Origin of the sequence: Fictibacillus sp. 26RED30 (assembly GCF_015903845.1) — a bacterium.
GTDB classification, from domain to species: Bacteria; Bacillota; Bacilli; order Bacillales; family Fictibacillaceae; genus Fictibacillus; species Fictibacillus phosphorivorans.
The window spans coordinates 1,036,633-1,053,221 of the sequence record NZ_JACZDV010000001.1 but is presented as its reverse complement, the minus strand read 5'-3'; the positions used below and the strand labels follow the sequence as shown (position 1 = coordinate 1,053,221).

The 16,589-nt window shown below is 40.7% G+C and carries 19 protein-coding genes; 5 read left to right on the top strand and 14 right to left on the bottom strand.

Going from position 1 to position 16,589, the window contains the following annotated elements; genetic code table 11:
• Window positions 1-4: 4 nt before the first annotated feature.
• The gene (locus tag IHV11_RS05305) at window positions 5-346 is read right to left on the bottom strand and encodes a DUF3889 domain-containing protein (RefSeq protein ID WP_231620194.1); all 342 of its coding nucleotides are present in this window, start codon (window positions 344-346) and stop codon (window positions 5-7) included.
• A gap of 138 nt (window positions 347-484) precedes the next feature.
• Between IHV11_RS05305 and IHV11_RS05300 the strand changes: the two genes are divergently transcribed.
• The 3 genes from IHV11_RS05300 (at window position 485) to namA (ending at window position 3,142) form a co-directional block, all read left to right on the top strand.
• Window positions 485-664: a hypothetical protein gene (locus tag IHV11_RS05300; RefSeq protein WP_144699210.1), complete on the top strand. Its 180-nt coding sequence runs from the start codon at window positions 485-487 to the stop codon at window positions 662-664.
• Between the two features lie 624 nt (window positions 665-1,288).
• Window positions 1,289-2,083, top strand: a complete 795-nt coding sequence (locus IHV11_RS05295) for a glycerophosphodiester phosphodiesterase (protein WP_197193899.1) — start codon at window positions 1,289-1,291, stop codon at window positions 2,081-2,083.
• A 42-nt stretch (window positions 2,084-2,125) separates the two neighbouring features.
• Complete coding sequence (namA, locus tag IHV11_RS05290) at window positions 2,126-3,142, top strand: NADPH dehydrogenase NamA (RefSeq protein WP_197194921.1); 1,017 nt, start codon at window positions 2,126-2,128, stop codon at window positions 3,140-3,142.
• 42 nt (window positions 3,143-3,184) lie between these two features.
• Here namA and IHV11_RS05285 read toward each other — a convergent pair whose 3' ends face one another.
• The 7 genes from IHV11_RS05285 to IHV11_RS05255 form a co-directional block, all read right to left on the bottom strand.
• Complete coding sequence (locus tag IHV11_RS05285) at window positions 3,185-3,844, bottom strand: phosphatase PAP2 family protein (RefSeq protein ID WP_197193898.1); 660 nt, start codon at window positions 3,842-3,844, stop codon at window positions 3,185-3,187.
• A gap of 17 nt (window positions 3,845-3,861) precedes the next feature.
• A complete protein-coding gene (locus tag IHV11_RS05280) occupies window positions 3,862-5,037 on the bottom strand; it encodes a DNA polymerase IV (RefSeq protein WP_312035225.1) in 1,176 nt (391 codons plus the stop codon).
• 101 nt (window positions 5,038-5,138) lie between these two features.
• Window positions 5,139-5,636 carry a MarR family transcriptional regulator gene (locus IHV11_RS05275; RefSeq protein WP_197193897.1) on the bottom strand — a complete coding sequence of 166 codons (498 nt, stop codon included), beginning with the start codon at window positions 5,634-5,636 and terminating at the stop codon, window positions 5,139-5,141.
• 195 nt (window positions 5,637-5,831) lie between these two features.
• The gene (locus tag IHV11_RS05270; protein ID WP_197130906.1) at window positions 5,832-6,962 is read right to left on the bottom strand and encodes a M20/M25/M40 family metallo-hydrolase; all 1,131 of its coding nucleotides are present in this window, start codon (window positions 6,960-6,962) and stop codon (window positions 5,832-5,834) included.
• An 18-nt stretch (window positions 6,963-6,980) separates the two neighbouring features.
• On the bottom strand, window positions 6,981-8,528 hold the full coding sequence (locus tag IHV11_RS05265; RefSeq protein WP_197193896.1) for an acyl-CoA carboxylase subunit beta: 1,548 nt from the start codon (window positions 8,526-8,528) through the stop codon (window positions 6,981-6,983).
• Window positions 8,528-9,379 (bottom strand): methylmalonyl-CoA epimerase, encoded by an 852-nt coding sequence (mce, locus tag IHV11_RS05260; RefSeq protein WP_197193895.1) that lies wholly within the window; start codon window positions 9,377-9,379, stop codon window positions 8,528-8,530. The genes IHV11_RS05265 and mce overlap by 1 nt, the downstream gene beginning before the upstream one ends.
• Window positions 9,380-9,402: 23 nt before the next feature.
• Complete coding sequence (locus IHV11_RS05255; protein WP_197193894.1) at window positions 9,403-11,043, bottom strand: acyl-CoA mutase large subunit family protein; 1,641 nt, start codon at window positions 11,041-11,043, stop codon at window positions 9,403-9,405.
• 186 nt (window positions 11,044-11,229) lie between these two features.
• Between IHV11_RS05255 and prli42 the strand changes: the two genes are divergently transcribed.
• A complete protein-coding gene (gene prli42 / locus IHV11_RS21455; RefSeq protein ID WP_197130929.1) occupies window positions 11,230-11,322 on the top strand; it encodes a stressosome-associated protein Prli42 in 93 nt (30 codons plus the stop codon).
• 43 nt (window positions 11,323-11,365) lie between these two features.
• Here prli42 and IHV11_RS05245 read toward each other — a convergent pair whose 3' ends face one another.
• The 5 genes from IHV11_RS05245 to IHV11_RS05225 all read right to left on the bottom strand — a co-directional run bounded on the left by IHV11_RS05245 (window position 11,366) and on the right by IHV11_RS05225 (window position 15,395).
• Window positions 11,366-11,857 carry a L,D-transpeptidase gene (locus IHV11_RS05245; protein WP_197193893.1) on the bottom strand — a complete coding sequence of 164 codons (492 nt, stop codon included), beginning with the start codon at window positions 11,855-11,857 and terminating at the stop codon, window positions 11,366-11,368.
• A gap of 308 nt (window positions 11,858-12,165) precedes the next feature.
• Window positions 12,166-13,113 (bottom strand): aromatic acid exporter family protein, encoded by a 948-nt coding sequence (locus tag IHV11_RS05240; protein ID WP_197193892.1) that lies wholly within the window; start codon window positions 13,111-13,113, stop codon window positions 12,166-12,168.
• A gap of 112 nt (window positions 13,114-13,225) precedes the next feature.
• Window positions 13,226-13,939, bottom strand: coding sequence for an amino acid ABC transporter ATP-binding protein (locus IHV11_RS05235; protein ID WP_197193891.1), 714 nt, complete (start codon window positions 13,937-13,939; stop codon window positions 13,226-13,228).
• On the bottom strand, window positions 13,932-14,591 hold the full coding sequence (locus tag IHV11_RS05230; RefSeq protein ID WP_197193890.1) for an amino acid ABC transporter permease: 660 nt from the start codon (window positions 14,589-14,591) through the stop codon (window positions 13,932-13,934). The genes IHV11_RS05235 and IHV11_RS05230 overlap by 8 nt, the downstream gene beginning before the upstream one ends.
• 18 nt (window positions 14,592-14,609) lie before the next feature.
• A complete protein-coding gene (locus IHV11_RS05225; RefSeq protein WP_197193889.1) occupies window positions 14,610-15,395 on the bottom strand; it encodes a transporter substrate-binding domain-containing protein in 786 nt (261 codons plus the stop codon).
• Between the two features lie 131 nt (window positions 15,396-15,526).
• Here IHV11_RS05225 and IHV11_RS05220 point away from each other — a divergent pair, with 131 nt between their 5' ends.
• Window positions 15,527-15,952 (top strand): NUDIX domain-containing protein, encoded by a 426-nt coding sequence (locus tag IHV11_RS05220; protein ID WP_197193888.1) that lies wholly within the window; start codon window positions 15,527-15,529, stop codon window positions 15,950-15,952.
• Window positions 15,953-16,106: 154 nt separating this feature from the next.
• On the opposite strand, the gene IHV11_RS05215 is transcribed toward IHV11_RS05220, so the two are convergent.
• On the bottom strand, window positions 16,107-16,535 hold the full coding sequence (locus tag IHV11_RS05215) for a BrxA/BrxB family bacilliredoxin (RefSeq protein WP_144699187.1): 429 nt from the start codon (window positions 16,533-16,535) through the stop codon (window positions 16,107-16,109).
• Window positions 16,536-16,589: the final 54 nt, after the last annotated feature.

The following is a 16,589-nucleotide window of genomic DNA, read 5'->3' as shown; positions in this document are numbered from 1 at the left end:
TTTGTTAACGGGCTGTCTCTTGAAAGGAAATACCCTTAAATACACCGTTCGGAGTTAACGTAATCGTTATAATGACTCCTTTTTCTGAAGCATCTTTCCTGATCCACAGCTTAAATCTTTCGACAATATCTTCATTTTGAGCAGTCGTTCGCCCAACATATAAATAATCTACGATATCATAATCGGGGTAGCGTTTCCCTGTTTCGAAAACAGCGAGTCTGCCCCATTTTGCATAAGCAGGTTCTTGTACCCTTGGACTTTCTGCAGAGACCGTAAACGAAAGTGAACTACATACTAGAAAACTGGCCATGATCCAGCAGAATAACTTAAGAAAAATCTTCATCATACCAACTCCTTTTCGTTATTTTGCACCAATTCTCTAGTTTTCTCTGCAGAAATTGACGATTAGAAAAAATTGACAAGCCCTTTACTTACTCTTTATCATCTAAGTAGAAGCTAGAGCTAGATTTAGGGAGGGATTTGTGTGACCGAAGTTGAAATTTCCCAAAGATACCTTGAATTGCGCGTTCAGTTTGAAAAGTTTACGAAACGATCTCTTACTGACAAAGAGCTTGTTTTTATCCACTGGCTGACAGAAAAAGGAGCCACTGTGGAAGAACACAACAGAGAAGAAAAAAAGAAGCGTTCTAGACGCAGAAAATAACTCACCCTTCCTCTTCAAACAGGAAGGGTTTCTTTCATTCTGTCTATAACTCTGTTCCTTATGAAAGTGGTTGATTTCCGTTTCAGGTGCTCCCTTTCCGCGGGGCGACCGGTGAGCCACTTGCCGCTTCGCGCCTCTAAGTGTCTCACCTGACCGCTCGTCCCGCAGGAGTCTCGCACCCTACACTCCAATCAACCTAAATCAGGGATGGGTATAGTTAATGTTTGAGGCACTTAGGAATCTAAGATTGTAAGTCAAAACTAAAGTACAATAACTTAAAAGAACACTCTTGATAAAATGGTTGAATAGCAGGCATTTTTCTTTTTCCTCTTCTTCATGCGAGGTGATTGAAGCGATAGATACCGGCTTATAGGACGAGCGGTCAGTTCGAAATGTGGAATTCGTTCAACTTTTGACCTCTAGAGGCTAGCCACTGCAACTAAACAGGTGGAGACTTCTAAGGGCGCGTAGCGGCAGAGACTCATCGCCTGCTCCTTGGAAAGCGAGCATCTGGAACTATCAAAAGGGACAAAGCTTAAAAAAAGCACGAAGCCTTTCATTTTATCTCCGTTTTCATTTACCTTATACTGTCTATATCTTTTTTTATGAAGGGAGCTTACATTCTTGACCTATATATTTGCTCATAGAGGATCTAGCAAGGATTGTCCTGAAAACACGATGGCTGCATTCAAAAAAGCATTTAAAGATGGCGCTGATGGAATCGAACTCGATGTACAGCTTTCTAAAGATGGTATACCCGTCATCATCCATGATGAGAAGATAGATCGAACGACTAATGGAAAAGGTTATGTTGTTGATAACACCTATGATGAATTATCACAATTAGATGCGGGCAGCTGGTTTTCAAAAAAATTCAATAAAGAATCCATTCCTTCTCTTCAACTATTTTTAGAATGGATAACACCACTCCCCATGTTGCTTAATATCGAATTAAAAAACAATATCGTAGAATACAACGGTCTCGAGGAAAAGGTACTTCAATTGTTGCATCACTATGGGATGATGGATCGAACTGTGATCTCGTCATTCAATCATTATAGTTTAGTCAAAATCAGAAGATTGAACAATTATGTACAGACGGCTCCTCTATACTCTTCTGGATTGTTTGAGCCGTGGGAGTATGTGAAAGCCGTTTGTTCACAAAGTGCGCATCCGAACTATAAATCTCTTCACCCTTACATCATGAAGGGCTTTAAAAGAAATAATATTCCTGTTCGTCCCTATACGGTTAACAGTCAGAAATGGATGAAGTATTTTTTTGAGTGGGGAGCAGAAGCAATCATAACTGACTATCCGATCCTGGCAAGAGAACTGTTAACAGCCTTCCACCACATTCCAAGAGCAGATTTCTTCAAAAATAGTGATCAAACGTTTTACAATGAGAAAGAAAAGTTATGATGCTAAAAAAGCTTGTTCTCAAAGAAAAAGGAGTTGTTTCATATTCAACCGTTATTGTTTCAACCATTGACCATCCGTGACGTAACGTTAAAGAATCGGATCGTCATGTCACCTATGTGCATGTACTCTTGTTATGAACAAGATGGGATTGTGACCCCTTGGCATGTGACTCATTACACGTCTAGAGCAACGGGTCAGACCGGGCTGATCATGACCGAAGCAGCATCAGTAAGCCCTCAAGGAAGAATAAGTGCTGAAGACTTAGGAATCTGGGATGACAGCCATGTAGAAGGTCTGTCTCAACTTGTTTCGTCTATTCAGGAAAACGGCTCAAAAGCAGCGATTCAAATCGCCCATGCAGGACGCAAGGCTATGATAGACGGACCGATCATCGCCCCCTCTGCTATCGCGTTTTCTGAAAAAATGAAGACACCAGAAGAAATGTCACTTCAGCAGATCGAAGAGACAGTTAATCAATTTCGAAGCGCAGCAAAAAGAGCGAAAACTGCAGGATTTGATGTAATTGAGATTCATGGAGCGCATGGATATTTGATCAATGAGTTCCTCTCCCCTCTGTCTAACAGAAGAAATGATTCTTATGGAGGCAGCCAAGAAAATCGCTATCGATTCTTACAAGAGATCATTGCTGCTGTCAGATTAGAATGGGAAGGCCCGCTGTTTGTTCGCATTTCAGCGAATGATTATCACCCAGAAGGAAATACACCAGAAGATTTTGTAACCTATTCGAAGTGGATGAAAGAAGACGGGGTCGATCTTATCGACTGTAGTTCAGGTGCTGTTGTACCAGCGAAGATTCCGACTTTCCCTGGTTATCAAGTTTCTTTTGCAGACAAGATTAAAAACGAAGCTGAAATCGCAACAGCAGCTGTTGGCTTGATCACAACAGGCAGACAGGCGGAAGAAATCTTACAAAACAAGCGAGCTGATCTTATCTTTATCGGCCGAGAGTTTTTGAAAGATCCGTATTGGCCGCGATCAGCTGCACAAGATCTTGGAACAGAGATCGAAAGTCCAAAACAATATGAACGTGGTTGGTAAGAACGATGATAGAAAGCTGGCTCTTTAATGAGCCAGCTTTTTCTATTCATATGACACATTCTTCTTGAAAAAGTAGTTCAGCCCCTTATACAGTAAAACACAGATTAAGAGCCAGGTTCCTCCAGCCGCGAAACCACCTAGAACATCTGTAGGATAATGAACTCCTAAATACACTCTGCTAAAACCGACTGATCCAATAAAAAGAATCGTAACAGCATATATAAATTTACGATATCTGTACAAAAACGAATAGTTTTGTACGAGAAGATAAGAAAGCAGACCAAAAAAAGCGATGGAGATCATTGCATGTCCGCTAGGAAAGCTATAACCCGTGATCTCAATAACTCGATCGTACATTGGTCTGTCCCTCTCAAACCATTCTTTGAACCATTGATTTTCAAAGCGGATTCCGACAAGACAAACGCCTAACACGAACGGTTCTATCCATTTTCTTTCACCGATCAACCAGATTACAGCAAAAAAGAAAAAGATGGCGAATTGATAGGGTCTCGAAGCGATGTTCGTCAAGAACGTAAAGCTATCATTTAAAGCAGGTTGATGGATAACAGACACATTTTTCATCGCCCAAACATCAAGAACTTCTACTCTTGATTGTTCGTAGATTGATGCAAACAGAATAAAAAGCCCGAGGCAAAGAGCAGTTAACATCACTGTTCTCATCACGCTATTTTTAAATCTCATGAAATGATCAGCTCCTGTTACTTTTTTCCCTTTTTTATGATGCCTTCTCCATGCTTTCTTTCGATCGATGATAATACATCATGAAGCAGAGCGTCTTTTTCGTTCTTTTCGACAGAGAACAGATCAAGCTGATAAGTCGCTTGATCTTTCTCCACTACTTCTGTAGCAGTTATGCCCAATAAACGAACAGGTTCCTGATTCCAATGTCTGCGAAAGAGTTCGACCGCTGTTTTTTGGATATCTATTGCATGCTGTGTTCCGTTCGCGAGCATTTTACTTCTCGTGATCGTTTTCCGATCGCTGTAGCGAATAGTGATCGCAATCGTTAGCGCTACATACCCTTTTGTTTTAAGCCGAGACGATACTTTTTCCGCAAGCTTTTTAAAAACAGGCTCTGTTTCCTTAACAGAGATAAGGTCTTCACTCAATGTCGTAGAACTGCCGATCGACCGATAATCACTTGCCGCACTAGGATCAACTGGACGCGTATCGATACCGTTTGCTCGTTCTTTCATCTTTATACCATTGATGCCAAAACGATGCTTCAGTTCATAATCTACGGCATCTGCGAGATCTTTTATTGTCATGATGCCGTATTTATTTAACTTTTCTTCGGTCTTCTTACCGATTCCGTGCATCTCTCCCACTTTCAGCGGCCATAACTTTTCACTGAGATCTCTCTTTCTAAGTACAGTGATCCCGAGCGGTTTCTTCATATCTGAAGCTGTTTTAGCTAAAAATTTATTCGGACCGATTCCGATAGATGATGGCAAGTTCAGCTCATTCAACAATCTTGATTGAATCTCTTTTGCCATTTCAAGTGGTTCTTGGCAGTCTGTTACATCCATGTAGCCTTCATCGATGGAAACAGGCTCTACCTTTTCTGTATATTCCTGCAGAAGCTGAAACATGCGTGATGAATACATTTTGTATGTTTCAAAGTTTGGTGGAACAACCACCAGATTAGGACAAAGTTTTCTAGCTTGCCAAAGAGGCATCGTTGTTCTTACGCCTTTTTCCCTCGCTTCATAACTACAAGTTACGATGATTCCTTTTCGTTCTTCTACATTACCGGCTACCGCAACGGGCTTTCCTCGAAGATCAGGGTTTTCAGCCATTTCGACTGAAGCATAGAAGCTGTTCATGTCCACATGAAATATGATTCTTCTTTTAGACCCAGGAGACTGATACACATGAACACTCCCTTTATCAAAACTTATCTATTAGTATATGTTAGAACAGCGTTTAAAAACAAAAGGAACGACGGTCTATACAAAAGAAAAAGACAAGGTATCTACCTTGTCTTGTGAAGCCGTTTTCCAGTATCCTCTACCCAATCAACAAATTCTTCACCATGAAAATGTTTGTTTAAATCTTTATGTAATTGAACCAGATCTCGATAGAAGTCCTTTTTACTTTCATCTTCCATCCACTTTTGAAGAAAGCCATAGATTTGGCAGTTAAAGCTCGTGGACTCTTTATGTTTTACCAATCCTTCATCTGTTAAATAAACATAAGATATTCGGCGGTCATCATTCTTTTTCTCTAGTCTCACATAGCCTTTATCTTTTAGTCGTTTGATCACTTGCATCACTGTAGATACATCCCACAATCCGTAATAAGCGATCTTAGAGATCGTAATGTCTTGTTCTAGTGAAACGATCCATAAAATATGTTGTTCAGCTTGAGTTAACCCAATGGCTTTTGCAGCTTTCTGCCAATCTTCTTCTAAAACTTTATACACGCCACGCATATAATTTACCATCATATGCATGTCAGATAGTTGACTCATCCCATTTCCTCCCCCGAAATAAGATTCTTTTAAATTACCAATATTTTCATTTACATGATAAAAATATCTTACATAAATCATAAAGTGACTGTCAACTTTTTGCGACATTTTGTTATAAAGAGCAACAAAAACAGGCAACAAGGCCTATTAAACAATAAAAACTTGGCGAAAATCCGCCAAGTTTCGTCATTTTTCTTATTCGCCTGCTGTTATTCCGATGACTGCAAGTACCATTTCTGCCGTCTTCGTCAATTCCTCAATCGGCATTCTTTCATTCGTTGTGTGAATCTCTTCATACCCTACAGCTAGATTTACGGTTGGAATACCGTGACCCGCGATAATGTTCGCATCACTTCCACCACCACTGTGAAGAAGTCTATGTGGGCGTCCGATCTTCTCAGCTGCTTTTTTGGCAACTTCTACAACATGATCACCTTCACCAAATTTGAATCCAGGATACATTACTTCGATTTCAACTTCTGCACGTCCGCCTAATTCTGCAGCAGCTGATTCATACGCTTCTTTCATTTTTGCTGTTTGAACTTCCATTTTCTCGTTGATTAATGAACGCGCTTCAGCTAGTACGAAAACAGTGTCACAAACGATATTCGTTTGCTCTCCTGTACCTCCACCATGAAAATGGCCGATGTTTGCTGTCGTTTCTTCATCAATTCTGCCAAGTGGCATGCGAGCGATCGCTTTAGCTGCAATCGTGATAGCTGAAACGCCTTTTTCAGGAGCAACACCTGCATGTGCCGATTTTCCATAGATTTTCGCTCGAACTTTAGCCTGTGTAGGAGCAGCTACAATAATATCTCCAACAGGACCATCACTGTCTAGGGCAAAACCGTATTTAGCTGTGATTTTTGACGCATCCATTGCCTTTGCACCAACCAAGCCAGATTCCTCTCCTACCGTAATGATAAATTGAATATCACCGTGAGAGATATTCTCTTCTTTTAGTACTTTAATCGCTTCAAACATAGCAGCAAGACCTGCTTTGTCATCCGCTCCAAGAATCGTAGTTCCATCTGTTACTACATATCCATCTTTTATTGAAGGTTTGATCCCGTTACCTGGAGTAACTGTATCCATATGAGAAGTGAAATAGATCGTGTCAACGCCTTCTTTATTTCCTTTTAACGTACAGATTAAATTTCCTGCTGCGTGCTCTGTCGTTGATTCAGCATCATCTTCATAAACTTCAACACCAAGCTCTTCAAATTTCTTTTTAAGAACGATTGATATCTCTTTCTCGTGTCTAGTCTCAGAGTCAATTTGAACAAGCTCTAAAAATTCGTTTAACAAACGGTCTGCATTTACCATTTATGTATCCCTCGCTTTTTATAGTGGTATGTTTCCATGCTTTTTGTAAGGTCTGTCTTCACTCTTGTTGCGCAGCATGTCAAGCGCCTGAATACACTTGATTCTCGTATCTCTCGGATCAATAACATCATCTACCATCCCGTTTGCTGCAGCGATATAAGGGTTAGCGAACTTCGTACGATACTCTTCGATCTTCGCGGCCCTTGTCGCTTCAGGATCTTCGCTTCGTTCGATCTCTTTGGCGAAGATGATATTCGCAGCTCCTTGTGGCCCCATAACAGCGATCTCAGCATTCGGCCATGCAAATACTAAATCTGCTCCGATAGATTTACTGTTTAAAGCTACATATGCACCGCCATATGCTTTTCGAAGAATGATTGTTATCTTTGGAACAGTCGCTTCTGAGTACGCATAAAGAATCTTTGCTCCATGACGGATAATACCGCCATGCTCTTGTTTTACCCCTGGAAAGAATCCTGTTACATCCTCAAACGTGATGATCGGAATATTGAAAGAGTCACATAAACGGATAAAACGCGATGCTTTATCTGAAGAATCAATGTCTAGTCCTCCAGCCATGACTTTTGGCTGATTACATACTAATCCTATCACTTCACCCTTTATCCTGGCAAAACCTACAACTATATTTCTTGCAAATTGAGCATGAACTTCCATGAATGAGTCCTTATCCACCACTTCTTGGATAACCGTTCTTACATCATAGGGCCTAGTTGAATCAAATGGGATGATCTCTGTTAGTTCAGGGCGATCATCCTCTTCATCTCCCCAAGGTAAGACTGGCGTTCTCTCTTTATTATTCTGCGGAAGGTAAGAGATTAAACGTCTAACATCTTCTAACACTTCTGATTCAGATGGTGCTGTAAAATGTGCGTTCCCACTCTTAGATCCATGAACTTCAGCACCACCTAGATCTTCCGAAGAAATCTTTTCCCCTGTTACAGTCTCGATTACTTTTGGTCCTGTAATAAACATCTGACTTGTCTTTTCCACCATAAACACAAAATCAGTGATCGCAGGGGAATACACCGCTCCTCCTGCACAAGGTCCCATAATAACGGATATTTGTGGAATCACGCCTGAATAGATGCTGTTTCGATAAAAGATATGGCCATAGCCATCAAGCGACATGACACCTTCTTGTATACGCGCACCTCCTGAATCGTTCAAACCGATAAAAGGAGTTCCGTTCTTAGCTGCAAGATCCATAACTGCAGCGATTTTTTTCGCGTGCATCTCTCCAAGAGCTCCGCCAAATACCGTAAAATCTTGAGCGAACAGATAAATAGGACGGCCATGAATCTTTCCGTAGCCCGTTACTACACCTTCTCCTGGTGCTTTCATCCCAGAAAGGCCAAAGTCATGTGAACGGTGCTCCATGAAAGGATTCAGTTCAACAAACGTACCTTCATCTAGTAAAAGATCGATGCGTTCTCGTGCCGTTAACTTTCCGCGATCATGCTGCTTATCGATGCGGTCATCACCGCCGCCTAATTCAATCTCTGTTTTCTTTTCATAAAGCTCATTAATCTTGTCATAGATGTCCATTATTTTGCTTCCTCCTTACTTTTCGTCTTCTCACAAAGCTCAAACAAAACCTTATGTGTAGAAGAAGGATGCATGAAGGCAACTGAAGCCCCACCTGCGCCAGGAACAGCAGCGTCATGTATCATCTTGATCCCGTTTGATTTCATCTCATCAATGCGGTCTTGTATGTTTGTAACGCCAAGAGCAACGTGATGTACACCTTGCCCCCGCTTTTCAATAAACTGTGCGATAGGACTTTCTAAAGTTAAGGCTTCAAGCAGTTCTAACCTCGTCTCTCCGATCTTTATAAAAGCTACTTTCACTTTTTGTGAAGGAACTTCCTCAATCGCTTCAAGTGTTAATCCTAGAACATTCACATAAAACGGGAGCGCTTCATCTAAAGATTTTACAGCGATTCCAATATGATCAATCCGTTCTGGCGCTACTCCTGAAAACACCTCTTCTGTAATCCCATCACGTTCATATACCGCTTGTTCGATAAATTTGGCTGTTTCGATCGTCGGAGTTCCTGGCGTGAAAACTTTTTGTATGCCTTTGGATTCTAAGAAAGGAATGTCTTCCCATGGAATTACCCCACCACCGACAACGATAATATCATCTGCTCCTTTTTCATGAAGAAGTCTCATCACTTCTGGAAAAAGTTCGTTATGTGCGCCTGACAGACAAGATAAACCGATCGCATCCACGTCTTCTTGGACAGCGGCAGCAGCTATTTGTTCTGGTGTTTGTCTTAACCCCGTATAAATGACTTCCATTCCATAATCTCTTAGTGCTTGAGAAACAACAAGAGCTCCTCGGTCATGTCCGTCGAGTCCTGGTTTTGCAATTAAAACACGAATTGTTTTCTTCATCGTTTCTCCACTCCTCTCTATTTTTAGACGCCTGTGTACTCTCCAAATTCTTCTCGAAGCACACCGCATATTTCTCCGATCGTACAATATGATTTCACGCACTCAACGATGATCGGCATTAAGTTATCATCACCTTTAGCTGCAGCACGTAATGAATCCAACTGAGCGCTCACTCGGTTTTGATCTCTCTTTGCTTTCAGTGTTTGCAGCTTTTCTTTCTGTTTCTCTCCTAAAGTCGGATCAACTCTTAATAATTCGGGCTGAGGTTCATTTTCAATACTAAATTTGTTCATGCCGACGATGATTTCTTGGCCATTCTCGATCTTTTTTTGTGTTTCATAGGACGTATGGTGGATCTCCCGCTGCATGTATCCTTGTTCAACCGCTGCAACCGCGCCACCCATCTGATTGATCTTTTCAATATATTCGTTTGCTTTTCGTTCCAGCTCATCTGTTAAATGTTCGACATAATAAGAACCCGCAAGTGGATCTACGGTATCTGCCACACCTGTCTCATGAGCTAAGATCTGCTGAGTACGAAGAGCGATTCGAGCCGAATCTTCTGTAGGAAGAGCAAGTGCTTCATCTCTTGAGTTCGTATGAAGGCTCTGCGTTCCTCCTAGGACGGCTGATAGTGCTTGCGTTGTAACACGTACGATATTGTTATCCGGTTGCTGCGCAGTTAGGGTCGAGCCACCTGTTTGGGTATGAAAACGAAGCTGCCATGACTTCGGATTCTTAGCCCCATAGTGTTCTCTCATGAGCTTAGCCCACATTCTACGAGCTGCTCTGAACTTCGCAACTTCCTCAAAGAACTGGTTATGAGCGTTGAAGAAAAAAGCTAACCGCGGAGCAAAATCATCAATCTTCAACCCGGATTCTATCGCAGCATCCACATATGCGAGCCCATTTGCGATCGTAAAAGCAAGTTCTTGTGCGGCATTCGCTCCAGCTTCTCGAATGTGATAACCAGATATGCTGATCGTATTCCACTTTGGTACAAATTCCTGACAATAGCCGAAGATATCTGTAATCAATCGCATTGAAGGCTTTGGAGGAAAAATATATGTACCACGTGCGATGTATTCTTTTAAGATATCATTCTGTATCGTTCCTGAGAGCTTTTCTGGACCTACTCCCTGCTTCTCAGCAACAGCGATATACATAGCGAGCAGGACAGAGGCCGGTGCGTTGATCGTCATCGAAGTACTTACCTTATCGAGCGGAATATCTTTTAAAAGTGCTTCCATGTCTTCGATGGAGTCTATCGCTACCCCCACTTTTCCTACTTCCCCTCGGGACATTGAGTGATCAGAGTCATACCCGATCTGTGTAGGAAGGTCGAATGCTACAGAAAGCCCGGTTTGCCCTTGATCAAGTAGATAGCGAAAACGTTTATTCGTTTCTTCAGCAGAACCAAACCCTGCGTATTGTCTCATCGTCCAGAACCTTGCACGATACATGGTAGATTGAGAACCACGCGTGTATGGATACTCTCCTGGAAGCCCTAGTGATTCCATCGGATAATGCTCTTCCTCTGTACCATACAGCCTTTCAACCTCTATATCAGATGAAGTATGAAACCTCTCTTTTCGTTCGGGAAATCTATTCATTGATTGTTCGGTCTTTTCTTGCCACTCTTTTATACGCTGTTGTTTGTCCATTAGAAGCCTCCTGTTTAACAAAGAAAAATAGTCTCAACATAACATCTTTCGTTTTGTAAGCGCTTTTTCCTGCTTGATAGCGCAAATTTTCGACTAAATTTGCAAATTGGTATCTTAGGATTTCTTGTTTCTGCCCTCCAAACAAGATACAATTAAGATGGAAATGTTTATAGGAGGGTAAAGGCTTTGAATCAAAAATTAATAAAAACGATTGTCTATGTAATGATTATTTGTCTCGTTCTAAGCAGTCTTTTAACAGGAGTCGCTTTTTTCTTATAAAAACGTTAACCCCCAGTTCTCTTGAACTGGGGGTTTTACATGATTACTGTTTTATAATCTCATCAAAGCTTTTTTGTGAGTGGATCACTTTTATCTTTGTGCCTATCTTTAGTTTGCTATAAAGCTTCTGAACATCTTTTTCATACATACGAATACATCCTGCCGTAACATATCTTCCGATGGCGGATGGATTATTATTTCCATGTATTCCAAAGGTGCGACCGTCCGTTCCGTTTGCGTCAAAACCGATCCATCGTGTGCCGAGTGGATTCGTTTTATCGCCACCTGGAATATCTTTTTTTCGATAATAAGGATCCACAGCTTTTACCGTGATTGTAAACTCGCCTTCTGGCGTTAGTTCTTTCGACTTTCCTGTTGCTACTTTGTAGATTTCTTTAATGGTCCCATCTTCAACGTATGCAAGTCTGTTGGATGTTTTGTTAATGATTAAATAAGGGTCTCCTAAGGCATGTGCGTCTCCGATCGGCCATATTGGTGAAAATAACAAGATAAAAGCTAATATGAGTTTTCCCATCTTTATCACCCTGTCATTTTTTACTTAGTATTTGTAAATGCAGGGGAAGTCATGAGCTGCTTTTTTGTTTTTTTCTTTTAGCAGATGAGGGTAGTCGATCTCCGTTTCAGGTGCTCGCTTTCCGGGGGGCGTGCGGTGAGCCTCTTAGCGCTCTGCGCTATCAAGAGTCTCACCTGCCCCGCTGATCCCCCAGGAGTCTCGCACCTTACACTCCGATCGACTTTTCAATGAAGAGAAGTAAAAAAAGATGACAATGTCTATGTTGAAAGTGAAACAGGAATGAAAATAATACAATCAAAACTTTGCGTTTACTTCTTAAATTTACTTTTGATGATCAAGTAATCCTCAATGTCTTGGAGTAGCTGATAGAGTTTTGAGCGTGTTTCGAATTCGTCTCTGTCTTTTGGAAGATGCATCTCCCGGAATTCTTGTCTCATGTTTTCTAGTTCATCTAAAAACAAAACGGCTGTATTTCCTGGGTGAACAGCAGCGCTTAGGCGCTCGAAGAAGCTGCCTAGTTTTTCACACTGAACATATGTTTTATCGATGGAAGAAATGATCGGTAGCATTCGCTGAATGATCTCAAACTGTTTTTCTCTCATCTTAAAGTAGTGATAATACTGGTTTTCGTACCGTAGAAAATGATTTTCAATGTCACGAAAGGCAATGCTTTTTGCGTTAGAGATAAGATCTGCACATTCTGTAATCTCTTTACCGTCCCACTCGTGTTTATCATGTGCTAAATATAGATGAAATTCATGAAAAATGATCTTGTATCTTTTTTCGAGTTCCTTCTGCATGTTTAACAGTATTTTTTCCACCGAAGGCATGTAGAGATTCATGATTAGTCCCATTCCTATACCAATTACGATGATACTAAATTCGTTGAGCACGATTTCCCATGTGATTTTTTGAAGAGTGTATAAATGAAGGATGATAACTGACGATGTGATGATGCCTTCCTTCAGGTTTAGGGATACGAGTGTTGGAATGAATAGGATCAAAAGAATGGTTAGTGCGTAAGGATGATAGCCGATAAGTGAGAAGATCGCACTCGCAAATCCTATTCCGAGTATACAAGCGGCAAACCTTTCCCATGAAGAGATGATCGAGCGCTTCTTCGTAATCTTTATACAAAGAATAGTGAGTATACCAGCAGACGTATAAAAGTCTAACCCTAGCCACTCTGCTAAGGCGATAGCAAGACCTGCTCCGATTGCAGTCTTTACTGTTCGATAGCCAATTGTAAATTTCATAAAATGAATGCCTTCTTTCTCATCTCGTTCTGCATCTTATTCCATTATTCCATACTTCAATGAAATTCAAAAAACGAAAAAGGACTTCAGCTAAGAAGTCCTTTTTTAAGCATTATAGCACTTTTTCTAAGAAAGCTTTAGCTCGATCTGTTTTCGGATTTTCAAAGAAAATAGCTGGCACTTGATCTTCTACTAATTTCCCATCATCCATGAACAGAACACGATCGGCAACTTCTTTTGCAAAGCCCATCTCATGTGTCACAATGACCATCGTCATGCCAAGCTTGACGAGGTTCTTCATTACTTGAAGCACTTCTTTTACCATCTCTGGATCTAGAGCTGAAGTTGGTTCATCAAAAAGCATAACTTCAGGTTTCATAGCAAGTGCTCTCGCTATGGCCACACGCTGTTTTTGTCCGCCAGAAAGGTTAGATGGATAGCTGTTCGCTTTATCACTCAATCCAACGGTTTTAAGGAGATCTAAAGCCTCTCTCTCAGCTTCACTTTTCGAAATCTTTAATACTTGCTGCGGTGCGAATGTAACATTCTCTAAAACGGTTAGATGAGGAAAAAGATTGAAATGCTGAAACACCATTCCTACCTTTTTACGAAGATGAAGTTCCATCGCGTTAATATCCTTACCTTCTACCAAAATCGAACCTTCATCGTGTGTTTCTAACAGATTCAAACAACGGAGAAACGTAGACTTACCTGAACCTGAAGGCCCGATCACAGCTATAACTTCTCCCTTTTTAATTGAAGTCGTTATTCCTTTTAATACTTCGTTCTTTCCGAAATTCTTTTTCAAACCTTGAACATCAATCACTCTTAGCAAGCCTCCTCTCCATAACTCGACCAGCCAACGTTAACATCATTACTAATAGATAATAGACAAGACCCGCTAATAACAAGGGTTCAAAAAAGCGATAGTTGCTTGCCCCTACGATTTGAGCCCGTCTCATAATATCAAGCGCTCCGATAACGGATACAATCGCCGATTCTTTTGTTAACGTAATAAATTCGTTCATTAATGCCGGTAAAATATTCTTAAAGGCTTGTGGCAGAATGATCTTCAACATCATCGTGCGGTATGGAACACCTAAAGCCATGGCAGCTTCTTTCTGTCCTTTGTCGACTGCATTGATACCTGCACGAATAATTTCTGATATATATGCGGCAGAATTAAGAGCAAATGTTAATACCCCTGCTGAAAATGCGCCAATATCGACTCCTGTCAGCTGAGGTACAGCATAATAGATCAATAGCATCTGAAGAATTAATGGCGTTCCTCTAAAGACCGAAGTATATGCATCTGCAAACCATCTTAAGACTTTGATCTTACCTATTTTGAAAAGGGAAAGTACGGTTCCCCATAAAAATCCAAGTACTAACGATACCGCCACGAACTGCAACGTAACCCATATCCCGTATAAAATATACGGAATAGAAGGCACGAGCTGGGCAAAATCCAAGTTCATGCCTACCACTCTCTTTCTCTATTTTTTAACACCGAACCACTTTTCAACAAGCTTGTCCAATGTACCGTCTTCTTTCATCTTCTTTAATTCTGCATTAAACTCTTTTGTTAGCTCACTATCTTTAGGAAAAGCGATAGCCGATCCTGCAGCGTCTGTATTTGGCAATGCGAATGAGGAAAGGTCTTTATTTTTCTTCAAAAATTCGTAAGCTACTGCATCTTCAATAATTGCAGCATCTACACGGTTTGATTTCATCTCTTGAACCAATTCTGTAACTTTGTTTCGCTGAACAACCTCGAATGTATGATCCTTTAATAATTTATCTGCTTCTTTTTCTTGAATGGAAGCCAATTGAACGCCAATCGTTTTGTCTTCAAGATCTTCTACGCTTTTAATCGCTTTATCCTTTGTAACGATCAATTGTTGAGCTGCATAATATTCATCTGAAAAGTCTACCGTCTTTTTACGTTCTTCATTAGGTGTCATACCGGCGATTACAAAGTCAGCTTTGCCGCTGTCTAATGCAGGAATCAACCCGTTAAAGTCCATGTCCTTTATCTCAACTTTATAACCAAGTTTTTTAGCGATATGATTCGCTACATCGATATCAAAGCCTACGATTTCTCCACCTTTTGCTGTTTCCACGTATTCATATGGAGGATAATCAGCAGAGGTTGCCATCACTAACGTCTTCTCTGACGCATCGCTCCCCGTACTTGTAGAACTCTTTTCTTCAACCGCACCACATCCCGCCAACAACGCGAGTACTATGATAAAATAAATGCTAAAAAGATTTCGTTTCATTTGTAGTTCCCCCTGTATAAAACATTTATATTTATTCGTTAAAATGAATATTAACACATAAATATGCAAAATTAAGTATTTTAATAATTCTGAATGTATTTATATGCATTCTGCTAAGGTGGTTGGTTATTTTGCAATTTGGTGAAAAGATGAAGGATGTTAGTTATCGTAGACGAGAAGCTGTGTATGCTGTAGTCGCGGATGATAATAAAAATATTGCCGTTATGGTTCAGAATGGAAAAGGATTCTTACCGGGAGGCGGCATAGAAACTGGAGAAAATCAAATAGTCTGTTTGAAAAGAGAAATTATCGAGGAGACAGGCTATACATTTAAGATGGGGAACTTTTTGGGAAATGCAAAGCAATATTTTAGAACGAGACAAGGGGAACATCTATTGAATGATGGGTATTTTTATACAGGTTCCTTTGGAGAGTATGCAAATGAGCCATTAGATCAAGATCATGAGTTAGTGTGGATGAATATGGATCAAGCTGAGGAGCTATTATTTCATTCGTCTCATGTGTGGGCTGTGAAAAAGAGGCTTGGGCTCGTTTAAGTGAGAGTCATTGTGATAGATGAGTGTTCATTCAATGATCGATCATAAATCTCTGGAATCGATCATAAACTCTATGCTCGACCCCCTTCTTAAGAGCAAGAAAAAAAGCTGGCTCCATTTCGAGCCAGCTTTCGTCCATTCATACTTCTTATTCCTACTTACAATATGTTTCAAATGCACTTCTCAGCTTGTTTACGACTTCCATCGGTTCGTGACCTTCAATCTCATGACGTTCTACCATCATTTGGATCTCTCCATCTTTTAATAGTGCAAAAGAGGGAGATGATGGCGGATAGCCTGTAAAATAAGAACGCGCTGTCTCTGTTGCTTCTTTATCTTGTCCAGCAAAAACCGTAACAAGATGGTCTGGGCGAACGTCTTGTTTTACCGAATATGAAGCCGAAGGGCGTGCGATTCCTCCAGCACAGCCACAAACGGAATTAATCATAACAAGTGTTGTACCTTCTTTTTTAAAAGCTTCTTCAACATCTTCTGGTTTAAATAGCTGCGTATAGCCAGCCTCTACCATTTCTTTACGAGCCGTCTCTACTACATCATTAAAAAGATTAAATTGAAAATTCATTCGTATTCAGCTCCTTTCTTTCTTATTGTACTCAATTTCTGACATATAAAAAAG